The sequence below is a fragment of the Burkholderia pyrrocinia genome, from assembly GCF_018417535.1.
GTDB classification, from domain to species: domain Bacteria; phylum Pseudomonadota; class Gammaproteobacteria; order Burkholderiales; family Burkholderiaceae; genus Burkholderia; species Burkholderia pyrrocinia_E.
Window position 1 is genome coordinate 913,448 of the sequence record NZ_CP070978.1, and the last position, 17,386, is coordinate 930,833.

The 17,386-nt window shown below is 67.4% G+C and carries 12 protein-coding genes; 4 read left to right on the forward strand and 8 right to left on the reverse strand.

The features are described 5' to 3' along the window. Positions 1-75 precede the first annotated feature (75 nt). On the forward strand, positions 76-894 hold the full coding sequence (locus JYG32_RS22190; protein ID WP_213267444.1) for a multidrug ABC transporter ATPase: 819 nt from the start codon (positions 76-78) through the stop codon (positions 892-894). A 37-nt stretch (positions 895-931) separates the two neighbouring features. Here JYG32_RS22190 and JYG32_RS22195 read toward each other — a convergent pair whose 3' ends face one another. Continuing rightward, a complete protein-coding gene (locus tag JYG32_RS22195; protein ID WP_213266981.1) occupies positions 932-2,083 on the reverse strand; it encodes an acyltransferase family protein in 1,152 nt (383 codons plus the stop codon). A gap of 326 nt (positions 2,084-2,409) precedes the next feature. On the opposite strand from JYG32_RS22195, the gene pip reads away from it, so the two are divergent. After that, positions 2,410-3,342 carry a prolyl aminopeptidase gene (pip, locus tag JYG32_RS22200; RefSeq protein WP_213266982.1) on the forward strand — a complete coding sequence of 311 codons (933 nt, stop codon included), beginning with the start codon at positions 2,410-2,412 and terminating at the stop codon, positions 3,340-3,342. Positions 3,343-3,407: 65 nt separating this feature from the next. Here pip and JYG32_RS22205 read toward each other — a convergent pair whose 3' ends face one another. The 7 genes from JYG32_RS22205 to JYG32_RS22235 all read right to left on the reverse strand — a co-directional run bounded on the left by JYG32_RS22205 (position 3,408) and on the right by JYG32_RS22235 (position 14,654). Then, positions 3,408-3,680, reverse strand: coding sequence for a hypothetical protein (locus JYG32_RS22205; RefSeq protein WP_174382630.1), 273 nt, complete (start codon positions 3,678-3,680; stop codon positions 3,408-3,410). A 185-nt stretch (positions 3,681-3,865) separates the two neighbouring features. Then, complete coding sequence (locus JYG32_RS22210; protein WP_174382631.1) at positions 3,866-4,909, reverse strand: transglutaminase family protein; 1,044 nt, start codon at positions 4,907-4,909, stop codon at positions 3,866-3,868. Beyond that, positions 4,903-7,509 carry a circularly permuted type 2 ATP-grasp protein gene (locus tag JYG32_RS22215; protein WP_213267445.1) on the reverse strand — a complete coding sequence of 869 codons (2,607 nt, stop codon included), beginning with the start codon at positions 7,507-7,509 and terminating at the stop codon, positions 4,903-4,905. The genes JYG32_RS22210 and JYG32_RS22215 overlap by 7 nt, the downstream gene beginning before the upstream one ends. Positions 7,510-7,723: 214 nt before the next feature. After that, a complete protein-coding gene (locus JYG32_RS22220; protein ID WP_213266983.1) occupies positions 7,724-11,140 on the reverse strand; it encodes a DUF2126 domain-containing protein in 3,417 nt (1,138 codons plus the stop codon). A gap of 93 nt (positions 11,141-11,233) precedes the next feature. Then, positions 11,234-12,223 (reverse strand): transglutaminase family protein, encoded by a 990-nt coding sequence (locus JYG32_RS22225; RefSeq protein ID WP_213266984.1) that lies wholly within the window; start codon positions 12,221-12,223, stop codon positions 11,234-11,236. Positions 12,224-12,231: 8 nt separating this feature from the next. Next, a complete protein-coding gene (locus tag JYG32_RS22230) occupies positions 12,232-13,173 on the reverse strand; it encodes an alpha-E domain-containing protein (protein WP_174380981.1) in 942 nt (313 codons plus the stop codon). Positions 13,174-13,238: 65 nt separating this feature from the next. Continuing rightward, positions 13,239-14,654 carry a circularly permuted type 2 ATP-grasp protein gene (locus JYG32_RS22235; RefSeq protein ID WP_174380982.1) on the reverse strand — a complete coding sequence of 472 codons (1,416 nt, stop codon included), beginning with the start codon at positions 14,652-14,654 and terminating at the stop codon, positions 13,239-13,241. A gap of 588 nt (positions 14,655-15,242) precedes the next feature. Here JYG32_RS22235 and JYG32_RS22240 point away from each other — a divergent pair. Both JYG32_RS22240 and JYG32_RS22245 read left to right on the forward strand, forming a co-directional pair. Next, complete coding sequence (locus tag JYG32_RS22240; RefSeq protein WP_174380983.1) at positions 15,243-16,238, forward strand: LysR substrate-binding domain-containing protein; 996 nt, start codon at positions 15,243-15,245, stop codon at positions 16,236-16,238. 725 nt (positions 16,239-16,963) lie between these two features. Further along, positions 16,964-17,374, forward strand: a complete 411-nt coding sequence (locus JYG32_RS22245; protein WP_213266985.1) for a hypothetical protein — start codon at positions 16,964-16,966, stop codon at positions 17,372-17,374. Positions 17,375-17,386 lie beyond the last annotated feature (12 nt).

Sequence of the window (17,386 nt, forward strand, 5' to 3'; positions counted from 1 at the left end):
GCGCCTGGCCGAACACCGACGCGCTACCCCGCGTTCCCAGGAAATCTTCGAAGAACCCGTTTTCCCATCGAGACCATGAAAATCCGTCGCTTTCTTCCTTTGCTGGCGCTTGCCGCCACGCCCACCGCTCACGCCGCCGACAGCCAGCCTTGCGGCGACGACACCGTCACGACCATCGCCCGCTGGGCCGGCATCGCAAGCGCACGCATCGCCACGCGCGACGCGGACCGGCTCGTCGTCGCGTCGGCGTGCAAGGTCATGCCGAATGCGCCGGGCACGACGATCGCGGCCGTCGCGTTCGATTCGCTTCCGAAGAGCAAGAACCCGGACGAAAGCGACAAGCTGCAGGTCGTCGCGCTCGTCGAGGGCGGCAAGGTCGTTGCGGCCGATCGGTCGATCGTCCAGGAAGACGCGACGACGGAAATCGGCGAGAGCAGCTATCGCATCGATACCGCGCCGTACCGGCTGTCGCCTGAGGTGCGCGCGTTCGGCGTCGTGTTCACGAGCAGCGCGCGCGGGCCGAGTTGCCCCGATGCCTACACCGAGAACGAACTGACACTGTGGGTGCGCAACGGCAACCGCATCCGCCCTGTATTCGGTACAAATCTCAATGGCTGGGTCGCTATCGCAGGCACCTCGTGTGGCCCCGATACCAGCGACCTGCGCAGCGAGTCTGCCCGCATGACGATTGCTGTCGAGAAGACATCGCACAACGGTTTTGCGGATCTGTCGATTACGGCGCACGTCACAAAGATGGAAAGCGACGACGACAAACACTCGGACACGGGAAAACGTACCGTGCGAACGGTCGTCCGCTACGACGACAAGTCGTACGGGATCGATATGTACCGAAACTTCTGGTATTCACCTGCCGCGCTGAAGCGCTTCAAGTGACATTGCGACGCGGGCGCAGTGCCGTTCCCCCGCCCGCCTACTCCACCACCTTCGGCCCGATCGCGTCGCCCGCCACCGGCCTCAGCAACGCGTCGTCGCGCACGCGTCGCGCCTCGCGCGCCGTATACCGATCCTTCAGCCTCAGGAACGGTTTTTCGACGAGGAAATAGCTGGCCGTCGCGGCCAGCAACGCCCACATGATGCCGAGCGGAAACGCATGCGCGACCGGCAGGGCCGGGTTCGCGAACGGCTGCTGCCACAGATAAAGGCTGAACGAGATCGTGCCGATGAACACGACCGGCCTCGCGCGCAGCCAGCGCGCACACCAGAACTCGCCGCGAAAATTCAGCACGACGATCACGATCGCGATCAGCGCGGCTTCGAGCGTCACGCCGTACGTCGCGTTCCAGAAGCCGCCGAGCCGATGTTCGGCGAGCGGCATGCCGAGCAGCACGATAAAGACAATCGCCGTCACGATCTGCGTCTCGCCGCGCCACGAGCGGATCCACGCTTCGAGCCGTTCGCGGTTGAGCGACGCATAGCAGCCGATCAGGATCGAATCGACGCCCGTGTGGAGCATCATCGCAAGCTGCCCGCGCAGCGCCGGCGCAACGAAATACGTGACGGCGCGCACCAGCGGCACGATCAGGATCAACGCGGCCAGCCAGCGCGTGCCGCCGCGGCGGGTGCCATACACGAACAGCAGCGGCCAGAACCAGTAGAACTGCTCCTCGAGCGCGAGCGACCAGAAATGGCCGAGATACCACGCGCCGTCCGGATGCAGCGCGTTGTCGCCGGTCAACCCGAACCACGCCGAATAGTTCCACAGGTGCAGCGCCGCATACAGCCACTGCCGGCGATCGACGTCGAACCAGCCGGCGAAGGCCACGATCGCGACGGCCGCGAGATAGACGTAGCAGGCCGGCCAGATCCGCAGCGCGCGGCGCACGTAGAACGACGTCAGCGCGATGCCGCCCGTGCGCGCGAACTCGGCGCGCAGCACGTTGGTGATCAGGAAACCGCTGAGGACGAAGAAGATCAGCACGCCGAGCCGGCCGTCGGCGATCAGCCGCAACGGCGTGTACCAGCCCGTGTAGCCGCCCGGCAGCACATGTTCGGCATGGCCGACGACGACCATCGACACCGCGACGGCGCGCAACCCGGTCAACTGCGTGACGCGATGGTTCATCGGCTGGTTCCCGTTGGCACGGTAAAGAAGCAGGAGATAGGCAGGCGCCCCGGTCGGCACGCCGATATGCCGCCGGGATTTTGTATGAAAAATATCGGAATGAAATTGCTTCAAAAATCCCGGGGCGGACGCCGGCGACGGCGCACCCCATAGCGAGCCGACGTCCGGGGCGGCGAATTGGCATAATGACAAGCCTTGTCCGGCGGCGGCCGGTCCGATGCCCACGCAACGAATTCTTGCGGCGCCGCAATATCCGTCGTACCGTGCCTCGCCTGCACACCGGCCCGCTCGTCCGCCTCCTGTCGCCCCTCACCCGGAGCCTGCCTGTGTACCCACCGATCGAACCCTACGCCCACGGCCACCTCGACACCGGCGACGGCCATCGCATCTACTGGGAGCGCTGCGGCAACCCGGCCGGCAAGCCCGCCGTGTTCCTGCACGGCGGCCCCGGCGCGGGCTGCAGCCCCGACCATCGCCGCCTGTTCGATCCGGAGCGCTACGACATCCTGCTGTTCGACCAGCGCGGCTGCGGGCGCTCGACGCCGCATGCGAGCCTCGAGAACAACACGACGTGGCATCTGGTCGACGATATCGAACGCCTGCGCGAAATGGTCGGCGCCGAGCAATGGCTGGTATTCGGCGGCTCGTGGGGCAGCGCGCTGTCGATCGCGTATGCGGAAACGCACCCCGAGCGCGTGAGCGCGCTGGTCGTGCGCGGCATCTTCACGATGCGTCGTGCGGAATTGCTGTGGTACTACCAGGAAGGCGCATCGTGGCTGTTTCCCGACCTGTGGGAAGCCTTCCTCGCACCGATTCCGGAAGCGGAGCGCGGCGACCTGATGACCGCCTACCATCGCCGGCTGACCGGCGACGACGAAGCCGCGAAGCTCGAAGCCGCGCGCGCATGGAGCATCTGGGAAGGTCGCACGATCACGCTGCTGCCCGATCCCGCGCTCGCCGCGCACTTCGCGGACGGCCACTACGCACTCGCGTTCGCGCGGATCGAAAACCACTACTTCGTCAACCGAGGCTTCGTCGAAGAAGGCCAGTTGCTGCGCGACGCGCATCGCCTCGCCGGCATTCCGGGCGTGATCGTGCAAGGCCGCTACGACATCGCAACGCCCGCGCGCACCGCATGGGACCTGTCGAAGGCGTGGCCGGACGCGACGTTCGAGATCGTGCCCGGCGCCGGACACGCGTACAACGAGCCGGGGATCCTGCAGGCGCTGCTCGCGGCAACGGACCGGTTCGCCGCGTAATCAACGCAGCGCAACGCAATGCGGCGCGTGCGGCAATGCCTGCCGGCACGCGCCGCGCCACCCGATCAAAGCGCGGTTTCGACGATCGTCCTGCCGCTGATCGCCCGTTCGACGAGTTGCTCGTCGCCGACCTTGCGGATCGCTTCGTCGAGCAGCCCTTCCGGTTCTTCGGTCGCCACCTTCAGCAGGCCCGACAGGCCGCGCGCGTCGAGCACCACCAGCGTCTCCATCGAATCCGCGCGGCTCACGAGCACGCGGCGCAACGCCGGCCCCGCGCCGAAGCTCGCGCAGAGCGCAATCGTGTCGCTGCCGAGCGTGTAGTCGAAGTGCTTGATCATGGTCTGCCGCCGTTGCAAGGGAATCGCGATGCGCGACGGTGCGGCGCCGTGACGTCGCCCCACCCTCGCGTGCCGCCGGCGCCGGACCGGGGTTCCGATCCGCTCGCCGGCATCACCATGCTAGGCGTGCAGTATTAACGAAGACTTAAACGGCGCATCGCCCGGGCAGGCGGCATCGCGCGACATCACGGCGTGTCGAGCGGCTCGACCGTCACGCCGACCTTCAGCTCCTGATCCGCGCCGCCGCCGCGAATCACGCCGCGCAGCGGCGTCACGTCCGCATAGTCGCGGCCGATCGACAGCATCACGTAATCGTCGCCCGGCGCGCGGTCGTTGGTCGGATCGAGCTGCAGCCAGCCGTTGTCCTCGGGCCACGCCGGGTCGTACACCTCGACCCACGCATGCGACGCGTCGGCGCCGATCAGCCGCGGCTGCCCGGGCGGCGGCTGCGTGAGCAGATAGCCGCTCACGTAACGCGCGGCCAGCCCGAGCGAGCGCAGCGCGCCGATCATCACGTGCGCGAAATCCTGGCAAACACCTTTGCGCAACCGCAGCGCATCGAGTGCCGACGTCGTGATGTCGGTGCTGTTCGGCGTGTACGCGAAATCGGCATGCACGCGCCGCATCAGGTCCCATGCGGCCTGCACGAGCGGCCGTTGCGGCGTGAAGCTCGCGGCCGCATACGCGGCGAGTTCGGGATCGCACGCGACGTGCGGCGACGCGAACACGAATTCGCTCGCCGCGTCGTAAGGCTGCCCCGCGCTGAACCGCAAGCGGTCGCGCACGGCTTCCCATCCGGTCGCCTGTTGCCCGTCGGGATGCGCGATCGCGGGCGGCGGCTCGCCGCGCGCGCCGAGCGACCACACGGGCGCTGTGACGCGCACCGTGCTGCGGCTGCGCACGAGCAGCGCGTCGTGCGGCTGGTTCAACGCGAACGATGCGCGCGCGTTGCCGAACGCGTCGATCTCCGTGCCGACCGATTCCGGCGCGGGCTCGATATCGAGCGAGAACGCCAGTACCTGCTGCCGCGATGTCGCGAGCGGTTGCAGGCGTGCCTGGTGCTGCGCCGATTCGACGCGTGCCGCGTAACGGTATTCGGTGTCGTGCGTGACGCGCAGCAAGCGGCCGGACGCAACGGCGGTCGGTGCGGCAGGTGCGGACGGTGCCGCTGCCTGCCGTGCATTGCCGGAACCGGGCGGCGTTTTCGCCGCGCCTTTCGTCGTCACCATAGCGTCCTGCCCGCCTCGCGCACGTGGCTGAAATAGCGTTCGCCGATCCGGTTCGACAGTTCCCAGACCGCCTTCACCGTCGTGTCGAGCGCATCGAGCAGTTTGTCGTGCCGGCCGCCGTCGGTTGTTTCGCACAGTTCGTGCAGCGACCACACGGGCACGTCCGGAATCGTCTCGGCCAACTCGGACAGCGCATAGCCTTCGCTGCGCTCGACCTTCGTCAGCCGGCCGCGCAGCGCCTGCACGACCCAGCCGAGCGAGCGCGGGTTGTCGGTATCGAGCACGACGAGCGACAACAGCGGCGCGACATCGAAGCCCCGCTGGAACCGCGAGCGGAACGTGATCGTGCTGTCGAACAGCTCCAGCACGAGCTCGAAGCCGTCCTGCCGGTGCACGGCGCCTTCGTCGAACGCGAACTTCAACACAGCGCACAAGAAGTCCAGCCGTTCGATCTGCCGGCCGATCGACAGCAAGCGCCAGCCGTCGTCGCGCGTCATGTTGTCGGTCTGCGCGCCGGTGATCGCGCCGAGCAGCAGGCCGAGACGCTCCAGCAACTGCAGCGCTTCGTTGCCGATCTGCTCCTCGGCTTCCGGCTGGCCCGCGCTGTCGGCAAACAGTTGCGTTGCGTCGTCGATCAGCCGCCATTGATCGCTCGACAGCCGTTCGCGGATCGCGGCGGCCGCGCCGCGCATCCCGAGCAGGCACGACGCGATGCCCGACGTGCGATCCGCGCCGCGCGTCAGCGACGTCGCGAGCGTGTGCTGGAACGCACGCGGCGCATCGACGGCGTTCGGCGCATCGGCCGCGATCAGGCCCGTGTCGCGGCACAGCGTATCGAGCAGCTCCAGATGCGCGGGGCTGTCGACGTCGTCTTCGCCGCGCAGCCGTTCGAGCGCGGCGCGCGCCAGCCGCATCAGGTTGGTCGCGCGCTCGGTGTAACGGCCGAGCCAGAACAGGTTCTCGGCCGCGCGGCTCGCGATCGCGCGCGGCCGCTCGACGAGGTCGTCGGGGCCGAGGTGCGTCTGCAGCAGCGTCGTCGAATCGACGATGCCTTCGGTCATCACCCACGTATCGACGGTGCTGCCGCCGCGCGGCATCGGCGCGTTGAACAGCGTGTCGCGCGTGCCGACCCGCGACAGCCCGCCGGGCAGAAGCCGCCAGCGCTGCGCGCCGTCGGCGAGCGCGAACACGCGCAGCAGCAGCGGCTTCGGCACGATGCGCGCGCCGCCGTTGCCGTCGGGCGTGCCGTGCCCAGGCCAGGTCGGCGCCTGCGACAGCGGCAGGTCGGCCTGCACCGTGTAGTGTTCGGGCCGCGCGAGTATCCGCGCGCGCCAGTCGGCAAGCTGCGCCTGCGTGAGCCGCGCGCCGATCACCGGATCGAACGGGCCGCCCGCCTGCACGTCGGCCGGATACGACGCCTTCACGATGCCGCGCGCGAGCTGCGGCAGCGCATCGTCGCACGCGGCCGCCTCGCCGCACCACCACGAATGCACGGCCGGCAGCGTCAGCGTTTCGCCAAGCAAGCCTTCCGCGAGACGCGGCATGAAGCCGAGCATGGCCGGCGACTCGAGGAAACCCGAGCCCGGCGCATTCGCAAGCAGCACGTTGCCCGCGCGCACGGCCTGCAGCAGCCCCGGCACGCCGAGCATCGAATCGGGCCGCAGTTCGAGCGGATCGAGCCACGCATCGTCGACGCGCCGCAGGATGCCGTGCACGGGTTCGAGCCCGCGCAGCGTCTTCAGGAATACGCGGTTGTCGCGCGCGGTCAGGTCGCCGCCCTCGACGAGCGTGAGACCGAGGTAGCGCGCGAGATACGCATGCTCGAAATACGTTGCGCTGTGCGGCCCCGGCGTCAGCAGGACGATCCGCGAATTCTTGGCGGTAGGGCTGAGCGCCTGCATGCTCTGCAGCAGCGCGCGGTACGCGGACGCGAGCCGCTGCACGCGCAGCCCGCGAAATCCGCGCGGAAAAAGCCGCGACACGATCAGGCGGTTTTCGAGCAGGTAGCCGAGCCCGGCCGCGCCCTGCGTGTGCTGCGCGACGATCCGCCACTGCCCGTCCGGGCCGCGCGCGAGATCGAACGCGACGACGTGCAGCCACGTGTCGCCCGGCACGCGCGCGCCGCGCATCGCGCGCAGGTAGCCCGGATGCCCGGTGACGAGCGCGGGCGGCAGCAGCCCGCGCTGCAGGATCGTCTGCGGCCCGTACAGGTCGGCCATCGTCGCGTTGAGCAGCCGCACGCGCTGCAGCACGCCGCGTTCGATCGCGACCCAGTCCTCCGGCGTGACGATCAGCGGCAGCAGGTCGAGCGACCACGGGCCGGCCGCGCCGTCGCCGGCGCGCTGCTCGTGCAACTGGTAGAACAGGCCGTTCTCGCGCATGCGCCGGTGCAGCTCGTCGGCGCGACGATCGAGGTCGGCCACGCCGTCGCTGCCGATCGATGTGAAGAAACTGCGCCACGCGGGCGCAAGCGCAGGCGCGTTCAGGCCGGCCGCGCTGCCGCGCAGTTCGTCGTAACGGCCGGCGGCCGCCGGCGCCGCGAGCGCGGCGGCCAGTTCGGCGGCGTCCGGCTGCGCGCCGGTATCGAAAAGCGTGGGCATCGCGTCGGGGTCGGCGAGATGGTCGGAGTGAATGGGCTGCACGGTGTCGTTTCGTCGTCAGGGCGCGGGCGCGCATGCCCGCCGCCGCACGGGCGGCGAGGCGCGGCGCGCGGCCGCAATCTGCCCGCATCCTAGCATTCCGGCGGGGCCGCCAGCGGCCGGCGCGCCGGGAAATCGCGAACCGCGCATCGTCGTCGGTCCTGCCATCGGCCCGTCACGGCCGCCGCAAGTCGAGCGTGAACGGGAATTCGCGGCTCGGCGCGGCAGCCGACACGTCCATCCGTCCCGGCGTATGCCCCATCTCGACGAAGCGCGCGAGCCGGCGGCTCTCGGCCTCGTACGCATTGACGGGAAACGTCGCGTAGTTGCGCCCGCCCGGATGCGAGACGTGATAGCGGCAGCCGCCGAGCGAGCGCTGCAGCCACGTATCGACGATGTCGAACGTGAGCGGCGCGTGCACACCGATGGTCGGATGCAGCGCCGACGGCGGCGCCCACGCCTTGTAGCGCACGCCCGCGACGTATTCGCCGACCGTGCCGGTCGGCTGCAGCGGCAGCGCGCGGCCGTTGACCGTCACGACGTGCCGGTTGTCGTTCAGCCCCGTCACGCGCACTTCGAGCCGTTCGACCGACGAATCGACGTAGCGCACCGTGCCGCCGGGCGCGCCCTCCTCGCCCATCACGTGCCACGGCTCCAGCCCGCCGCGCAGCGATAGCTGCATCCCGTTCACCGCGATCTGGCCGAACAGCGGGAAGCGGAATTCGAAGTGCGGCGCGAACCATGCCGGATCGAACGCGAAACCGGCGTCGCGCAGTTCGGCCAGCACGTCGTCGAAATCCATCTGAAGAAATGCGGGCAGCATGAAGCGGTCGTGCAGCGCGGTGCCCCAGCGTGTGAGCGGCGTCGTGTACGGCGCGGCCCAGAAGCGCGCGACCAGCGCGCGCAGCAGCAATTGCTGCACGATGCTCATCCGCGCATGCGGCGGCATCTCGAACGCGCGCAGTTCGAGCAGGCCGAGCCGGCCGGTCGACGAATCGGGCGAATACAGCTTGTCGATGCAGAACTCGCTGCGGTGCGTGTTGCCCGTCACGTCGATCAGCAGGTTGCGCAGCACGCGGTCGACGAGCCACGGCGGCATGTCCTGCCCGTAGAGCAGCTTGTTGCGCTGGATCTCGGCGAACGCGATGTCGAGTTCGTAGAGCTGGTCGTTGCGCGCCTCGTCGACACGCGGCGCCTGGCTCGTCGGCCCGATGAAGAGCCCGGAGAACAGGTAGGACAGCGACGGATGGTTGTGCCAGTACGCGATCAGGCTCGCGAGCAGGTCCGGGCGGCGCAGGAACGGGCTGTCGGCCGGCGTCGCGCCGCCGAGCACGAAGTGGTTGCCGCCGCCCGTGCCGACATGGCGGCCGTCGACCATGAACTTCTCGCTGCACATCCGCGACTGCCACGCGGCGTCGTACAGGAATTCGGTCTGATCGACGAGCTCGTCGAAGCTCCTGGCCGGATGGATGTTCACCTCGATCACGCCGGGATCGGGCGTCACCTGCAGCAGCTTCAGCCGCGCGTCGCGCGGCGGCGGATAACCTTCGAGCACGAGCTTCACGCCGAGCGCGTGCGCGGTCAGCTCGATCGCGCCGAGCAGCTCGAGATAATCCTCGAGCGCGGCGAGCGGCGGCATGAACAGGTACAGGATACCGTTGCGCACTTCGGCGCACAGCGCGGTGCGCGTGATCCACGCGGCCGATTCGAAGCGCTCGGGCGGGCGCTGCAGATCTTGCGCGGGCGCGGCATGCCGCCCGCTGGCCGTGCCGTCGTTGCGCAACTGCATCACGGTCTGCGCGGCCGCTTCGCGGTGCACGCCGGACAGGTAGCGCGGCGCGTCGTCCGGGCCCGCGTAGCGCGCGCGGACGGCAGCGGCTTCGGGCAGCGCGTCGCGCGGCGCGAACGGGTCGCGTTCGACCAGGTACGGATGGTCGGCGCGGGCGGCCCACGGCAGCGAATCGAGCGGCAGCCGATAGCCCATCGGCGAATCGCCGGGCACGAGGTACATCCGCTCGTCGCGGAAGAACCACGGCCCCGTCTGCCAGCGCGGCCCGTCGAGGCCCGGCTCGTCGTCCGTGCGCTTGACCGGCAGCACGTAACCGACCACGCTGTCGAGCTGCTGCTCGAACACCTTGCGCAGCCGCGCGCGTTCGAGCTCGTCGTCGAGGCGCGAGTCGAACGGATCGACGTTGACGGGCAGCCGGCGCTCGCGCCACAGGTAGTACCAGACGTCCTCGTAACCGGGCAGGATGAATTCGCCGGTCAGGTTCAGCCGCGCGGCCAGCGCGTCGATGAAGCGCTTCGCGTCGTCGGTCGTCAGCGCGGACGGCTCGCGCTCGTCGGCGAACAGCGACGGATCGTGCCACACGGGCTGGCCGTCCGCGCGCCAGAAGATCGACAGCGCCCAGCGCGGCAGTTGCTCGCCCGGGTACCACTTGCCCTGCCCGAAATGCAGGAAGCCGCCGTCGCCGTATTCGGCGCGCAGCCGCTGCACGAGTTCGGTCGCATAGCCGCGCTTGGTCGGGCCGAGCGCATCGGTGTTCCACTCGGCGCCGTCGCGATCGTCGATCGACACGAAGGTCGGCTCGCCGCCCTGCGTGAGCCGCACGTCGCCGGCCGCCAGTGCGCCGTCGACCTGCGTGCCGAGCGTGCGCACGGCGTCCCATTGCGATTCCGTATACGGCTTCGTCACGCGCGGCGATTCGTACACGCGCGTCACCGTCATCTCGTGCTCGAACGACACCTCGCACTCGTCGATCAGCCCCTCGACCGGCGCGGCGCTCGTCGGCTGCGGCGTGCACGCGAGCGGAATATGCCCTTCGCCGGCGAGCAGGCCCGACGTCGGATCGAAGCCGATCCATCCGGCGCCCGGCAGGTAGACCTCGCACCATGCGTGCAGGTCGGTGAAGTCGACCGACGTGCCGCTCGGGCCGTCGAGCGACTTCACGTCGGGCGTGAGCTGGATCAGGTAGCCCGACACGAAGCGCGCGGCGATGCCGAGATGCCGGCAAAGCTGCACGAGCAGCCACGCGCTGTCGCGGCACGAGCCGGACGCGAGCTCCAGCGTCTGCTCGGGCGTCTGCACGCCCGGCTCCATCCGCACGAGATAGCCGATGTCGCTCTGAAGCTGCTGGTTCAGCGCGACGAGGAAGTTCACGGTGCCGGCCGGCGTGCGGTCGACGCCGTCGACATACGCGCGGAACAGCGGCGACGCGCCCGTCTGCGGATCGCATACCAGGTACGGCGCGAGCTCGGTCTTCAGCGCGTCGTCGTAACTGAACGGGTATTGCTCCGCGCTCGCTTCCAGGAAAAAGTCGAAGGGGTTGTACACCGACATCTCGGCAACGAGATCGATCGTGACCTCGAAATGCTCGGTGCGCTCCGGAAACACGAGCCGCGCGAGATAGTTCGAGAACGGGTCCTGCTGCCAGTTGATGAAGTGCTGCGCGGGCTCGACCGTCATCGAATACGCGAGGATCGGCGTCCGGCAGTGCGGCGCGGGCCGCAAGCGCACGACCTGCGGGCCGAGGTTGACGAGCCGGTCGTAGCGATAGCGGGTGGTGTGATGCAGCGCGACGTGGATGGACATGGGAGCTCGATTCGGGTTGGGCCGGCCGCGCGCGCCGCGTCGCCCTCGACGCGGCGGCCCGGCACGGCGGATTCGGCGAAAGCGCGCGTCAGGTCAGACGAGTTCGGGCGTCTGCACGACGCTGATCTCGACGCCGACGGCCGTCGCGCCGAGCCCCGTCACGGGCTGCGCGTCGCGATAGTCGAGGCCGATCGCGATACGCACGTAGCGCTCGTCCGGGCAGCGGTTCATGAACGGATCGAACCCGACCCAGCCGAGCCCTTCGACATAGGCCTCGGCCCACGCATGGCCGGCCGGCTGCTGCATCAGCGCGGTGGCTTGCGGCTGCGCGCCGAGCGCCGGCTGCGGCAACCCCTGCGACTGCGACTGCGACTGCGCGGCGTGCGACGCGCCGAGCGCCTGCTGCATGCCCTCGCCGCTCTGCAACGCGAGCGCTTCCTCTGCTTCGTCGTCGCCCGCGTTCTGCTTCGCGTCGGCGATGCGCTGCATCGCGCTGTCGGCGAGCACGTAGCCGGAGATATAGCGCGCGGGAATCTTCAGCGCGCGCGCGGCCGCGATGAACGCGTGCGCATGGTCGCGGCTCGTGCCCTCGCCGCTTTGCAGCGCGGTTTCCGCATCGACGGGCGCCTCGGCGGCCAGGTTCGGCGCGTACGCGATGCGGCCGTGCACTTCCGTCATCAGCCAGTGCAGCGCGTCGAGGCCGTACGGCTCGATCGGCAGCGCTTGCGTGAGCTCGCGCACGGTGTCGCCCGCCTTCGTGAGCGCGGTCTCGCGCTCGAAGATCCACGGCGGCGCATAGCCTTCGGGATTGCCGAGAATGCCCGCGCGGTCCTGCGTCTCGACGACGCCGGCCGCGACGACGACGATCTCGGCCTTCGCGCCGCGGTCGTGACGCACGAGGTCGATCCGGTTACCGAGCCCGTCGGCGTACGACAGGGTCGGCTCGACGCCGTCGATCGTGACCTGCCACGCGCGCACCGTCTGCCCGGGCCCCGACTGCGGGCGCAGCCGCAGCCGTTGCAGCGCATGGGTGGCTTGATCGTCGAACTGATAACGCGAGATGTGTCGGATGGCGAGTCGCATGGCAAGTCTCAGTCGAAGTTGTAGGCCTGGGCGATTTCGAGCCCGAGGCTGTTGTTGCGGCCGATGAAATCGGTCAGGAATTCGTGCAGGCCGCTCTTGAAGATCCGCTCGACCGAGGTATCGGACAGCATCTGCAGGATCTTCGTGGCCGTGTCGTGACACGGGTGTGTCACGCCGTAATCCTTCGCGAGCAGGTTCAGGCTCGACACGACGCGCCCGTAGCAATAGCGCAGCGAACGCGGCATGCGGCCGTTCAGGATCAGGTAGTCGGCAATGTTCATCGGCTTGTACTGCACGTCGTACACCCAGCGGTACGAACGGTGCGCGGCGACGCAGCGCAGGATCGTCTCCCACTGGTAGTTGTCGAGGATCGTGCCGACGTGCGACACCGACGGCAGCAGCAGGTGGTACTTCACGTCGATGATCCGCGCGGTGTTGTCCGCGCGCTCGACGAATGCGCCGATCTGCGCGAAATCGAAGATCTCGTTGCGCAGCATGGTGCTGTAGAAGCTGCCGAGGATCAGCGCGGTTTCGCGCTTCACCTCGTCGAGCACGGCCGGCAGCCCGCTCTCCGGCACCGGCTGCGCGAGCGCCCGGCGCAGCGCGAGCCACGCGCCGTTCACGCTCTCCCATGCCTCGCGCGTCAGCGCCGTGCGCACCATCCGCGCGTTCGAGCGCGCGGCCTCGATGCACGACAGCACGCTCGACGGGTTGTCGCGGTCGCGCAGCAGGTAGTCGGTCACGGTATCGGCCGCATACGCGTCGTATTTCTGCCGGTAGCCGTCGTCGGCGCCCGAGCTGACGAGCACCGACGACCATTCGGCCGGTGCGTCGGCCGTGCGCGTGAGCGCCATCCGCAGCCCGGCATCGACGATGCGCGCGATGTTCTCCGCGCGCTCGATATAGCGGTACATCCAGTAGAGACCGCTTGCAGTACGTCCCAGAAGCATCTCGTGTCCACTCCGTCTTCGTTCGTTTCGCGCCTCGCCCGGCGAGGCGCGCGGTCGCCTTCGGCTCAGTCGGCCAGCACCCACGTGTCCTTGGTGCCGCCGCCCTGGCTCGAATTGACGACGAGCGATCCTTCCTTCAGCGCGACGCGCGTGAGCCCGCCCGGCGTAATGCGGATCCGGTCCGACACCAGCACGAACGGCCGCAGGTCGACATGGCGCGGCGCGAGGCCGGCTTCGGTCAGGATCGGCGTCGTGGACAACGCCAGCGTGGGTTGCGCGATATAGTTCGCGGGCCGCGCGCGCAGCTTCGCGGCGAACGCCTCGAGTTCGGCCTTCGACGCGCACGGCCCGACGAGCATCCCGTAGCCGCCCGAGCCGTGCACTTCCTTCACGACCAGTTCGTCGAGATGGTCGAGCACGTACTTGAGGCTGTCGGCCTCGCCGCAGCGCCAGGTCGGCACGTTCTCCAGCAACGCCTTGCGGCCCGTGTAGAACTCGACGATCTCCGGCATGTACGAGTAGATCGCCTTGTCGTCGGCGATGCCGGTGCCGGGCGCGTTCGCGATCGTGATGTTGCCCGCGCGGTACACGTCCATGATCCCCGCCACGCCGAGCGCCGAATCGGGGCGGAACGTGAGCGGATCGAGGAACGCGTCGTCGACGCGGCGGTACAGCACGTCGATCGGGCGGAAACCCTCGGTCGTGCGCATCGCGACGCGGCCGTCGATCACCTGCAGGTCGTTGCCCTCGACGAGGTGCACGCCCATCTGGTCGGCGAGGAACGAATGTTCGTAGTACGCGGAATTGTGGATGCCGGGCGTCAGCACGGCGACGGTCGGGTTGTCGGCGTTGCCGCCCGGCGGGCACACGGCCGCGAGCGACTGGCGCAGCATCTGCGGATAGGTCTCGACCGGGCGCACCTTCACCTGCTGGAACAGCTCCGGGAAGAGCTGCATCATCGTCTCGCGGTTTTCCAGCATGTACGACACGCCGGACGGCGTACGCGCGTTGTCCTCCAGCACGTAGAACTCGTTCTCGCCGGTGCGCACGATGTCGACGCCGATGATGTGCGTGTAAACGTTCCCGGGCGGCCGGAAATCGATCATCTCCGGAATGAAGGCTTCGTTGTGCGCGATCAGGTGCTTCGGCACGATGCCCGCGCGCACGATCTCCTGGCGGTGGTAGATGTCGTCGAGGAAGGCGTTGAGCGCCATCACGCGTTGCTCGATGCCGAGCGACAGCCGGCTCCATTCCGAACCCGAGATGATGCGCGGGACGATATCGAACGGAATCAGCCGCTCGGCGGCCTCCGCGTCGCCGTAGACGGCAAACGTGATGCCCGTCTTGCGGAACACACCCTCCGCGTCATGGGCTTTCTGGGCGAGGCTCGCGGGATTCTGCGTGTCGAGCCATTGCTTCAGGCGCGCGTAAGGCGCCCTTACCATGTCGCCGGATTGCAGCATTTCATCGAATGGCTTCATCGATCTTTTCTCCATCGATCGTTTTCCCCGGCATTGCGCATGCCGGACCGGCGTAACCACTGCGTTGCAAGGAACGTGCCTTGTGTGCCCCCCATTTTTCGCCGCGCCGGGCAAGCCCGCGCGGCAAGCTGCACCATTACGGTGCAGCGTGCGACGCCATTCGCCCCATCGATGCGCCGAGATCGCGCACGGCCGATGCTGCGCCGCGTCTGACGAACATAGTTCTCCCGCGTGTCATGAATGTGCAATCTGCACTGCACAAAAAAGCGGCCCGCCTGAAGCGCCGGACCGCCGGAGCGGAAGGAGGAAAAGGCGGGCCGGCACGCACACCGCGCGTGCCGGGCCCTGGGGAAGTACCGTCTGCGGCGCCCCGGCAGTTCGACGCGGTGAACTGACCGGTTAGCCGGGTCCGGCACCTCAAACCTATGCAGCCGTAATCCCGCCGACAATGCCCATGCATATTTCGACTGACACCCATCGAAAAAAAACATCGGGTCGACTCGACCGAGGCGCGGTACGCTAGAAGATTCGTGCAGCGAAACGGCGCCGCCGCCCGCCAGGCGCCGACTATAAAAAGCGAAGATCGAAATGGAAGCAAAGTGGCTGGAAGATTTCCTGAGCCTTGCGGATACCAAGAGCTTTTCCCGGGCCGCGCGTAACCGGCACCTGACGCAGTCGGCATTCAGCAGACGAATTGCCGCGCTTGAAACCTGGATGGACGCGAAGCTGGTCGACCGCAGCATCAACCCGATCACGCTGACGCCGGCCGGCCAGATGTTCCGCGGCCTCGCCGCGGACATCCTGCGCAGCATGTATGCGGCGCGCAATCTCGTGAACGGCTACGACCAGTTCGCGGCCAGCGACCAGGTCGTGCGTTTCGCCGTCGCGCATACGCTCGTCTTCACGCTGTTTCCCGAATGGCTCAAGCAGCTCAACGGCGAGGTCGGCCACGTGACCGCGCGCGTCAACGCGGTGAACGTGCCGGAAGGCGTGCAGCAGCTCGTCGAAGGCGAATGCGACCTGCTGCTCGGTTATCACCATCCGCAGTTGCCGATCGTGCTCGACCCGAACCACTTCCCGTTCATCAGCCTCGGCGTCGAGCGGATCCTGCCGGTGTCGACGCCCGACGCGCGCGGCAAGCCCGTGTTCCAGTTGCCGGGCACGCCCGATGCCCCGCTGCCGCTGCTCGCGTATTCGTCGGGCGCGTTTCTCGGCAACATCGTCGAGATGCTGCTGCTGAATGCGACCGAGCCGTATGCGCTGCACCGCTGCTTCGAGACGCACATGTCCGAGGCATTGAAGGGCATGGTCGTGGCCGGGCACGGGATCGGCTGGCTGCCGGAAAGCTGCGTCGCGAAGGAGCTCGCGGAAGGCACGCTCGTGTGCGCGGGTTCCGGGGACTGGATCACCGAACTCGAAATCCGCCTGTATCGATCGGCACGCAAGCGCGGGCTCGCGGCCGAGCAGTTGTGGACCTACATCATGAACCGGCCGCGTGCGGCAGTCGAAGGCGCGCTCGATGCCGTGCCGTCGGCCGCGCCGGCCATGCGGATCGCGCGGCGAAGCGCGGGCGGCAGCCGCTGACATTCGCGTTCGCGTCGTGTTTGTCCACGGCGCGAGCACGGGTGCGGTTGCAGTGCGGTCCCGGGCAATCCGGTGTCCGCATGCCCCCGCGTCGCACCGGTTCGCGTCGAACGCGACCTCCTTTCCGGCAGCAACCGGCAATCCCGCCGCAGCCCGCGAAAGCACCGTGCAGGCCCGGAATCGATATCGAATAAAAATGCAAACGTTTGCGATTCAAAATAGAGCCCTTTAACCCTGTTGCATCGCAGCTTAATATCTCGTCTTATTTTAAGATCATAAATTCCCTGTTACAGAACAAATAAAAAGTTTCGATTTCAAATAAACAATCCTGAAATCAAAAAACTTCGCACCCTCATTTAAAATCGCGTAATCCGTATCCGGATATTCCTCGATTCACCTCGAAAACAGACGCAAAATTTTCTTTTATCAGTCGTTATTTTTCGGTACGAATTTCGATACCTCAGACTTGATTAAATGCGCGCGCGATCATCTCTACCGAAAAGCAATATTCATATCTGGCAAGATCGACTTTCTTCATCGCCAACCAATTCAGACGAATTCATCGCAATCCTATTTAAATAGGATCTTTTGCCTTCGTTTCATTCAAGCCACATGCGGTTGTCGATTCAAAATCCATCGTGTATCAATAGCGTGTCGCAAAAAGAACGCTGGCAAATTTGACTCGGATTAAATGCGTTGCCATTGATTCCGGACCGGAGGTTGCAATGTCTTCCTCACTTCGACAGCATGCTCGCCCTTTCCTGAGCGTCGTCATCTCCACGCTCTGCATCAATGCCATGGCCCAGGCACCCGCATCCGGTCCTGGCGCAGGCCGCTACGTGATTTCGTATATCTGCGGCGATGCACAAATCGACGGTACGGCGCCGCTCCCCCCCGACGGCCGTCCATACAACCTCGGCGTGTCGTTCGCGTCGGCCCGGACCGGGCAACCGCTTGCCAACGTACAGGTACGCCTGAGGCGACACGGTCGCGTGCTCGTCGAATTCAACGCATCGGGGTCGCGTTGCCTGTTCAGCGTGCCCGATGCGAGCTACCGGGTCGAAGGCACCTATCAGGGCGCCACGCAGTTCGCGATTGTCGAAACGGGCGTACTCACCACGCAGTTGCGATGGTGAGCGCCGCCTGAA

Coding starts and splice junctions, on each gene's coding strand:
- JYG32_RS22195 (WP_213266981.1), bottom strand. CDS start 2,083: ATGAACCATCGCGTCACGCAGTTGACCGGGTTGCGCGCCGTCGCGGTG.
- JYG32_RS22205 (WP_174382630.1), bottom strand. CDS start 3,680: ATGATCAAGCACTTCGACTACACGCTCGGCAGCGACACGATTGCGCTC.
- JYG32_RS22210 (WP_174382631.1), bottom strand. CDS start 4,909: ATGGTGACGACGAAAGGCGCGGCGAAAACGCCGCCCGGTTCCGGCAAT.
- JYG32_RS22235 (WP_174380982.1), bottom strand. CDS start 14,654: ATGAAGCCATTCGATGAAATGCTGCAATCCGGCGACATGGTAAGGGCG.
- JYG32_RS22240 (WP_174380983.1), top strand. CDS start 15,243: ATGGAAGCAAAGTGGCTGGAAGATTTCCTGAGCCTTGCGGATACCAAG.
- JYG32_RS22215 (WP_213267445.1), bottom strand. CDS start 7,509: ATGCCCACGCTTTTCGATACCGGCGCGCAGCCGGACGCCGCCGAACTG.
- JYG32_RS22190 (WP_213267444.1), top strand. CDS start 76: ATGAAAATCCGTCGCTTTCTTCCTTTGCTGGCGCTTGCCGCCACGCCC.
- JYG32_RS22225 (WP_213266984.1), bottom strand. CDS start 12,223: ATGCGACTCGCCATCCGACACATCTCGCGTTATCAGTTCGACGATCAA.
- JYG32_RS22230 (WP_174380981.1), bottom strand. CDS start 13,173: ATGCTTCTGGGACGTACTGCAAGCGGTCTCTACTGGATGTACCGCTAT.
- JYG32_RS22220 (WP_213266983.1), bottom strand. CDS start 11,140: ATGTCCATCCACGTCGCGCTGCATCACACCACCCGCTATCGCTACGAC.
- JYG32_RS22245 (WP_213266985.1), top strand. CDS start 16,964: ATGTCTTCCTCACTTCGACAGCATGCTCGCCCTTTCCTGAGCGTCGTC.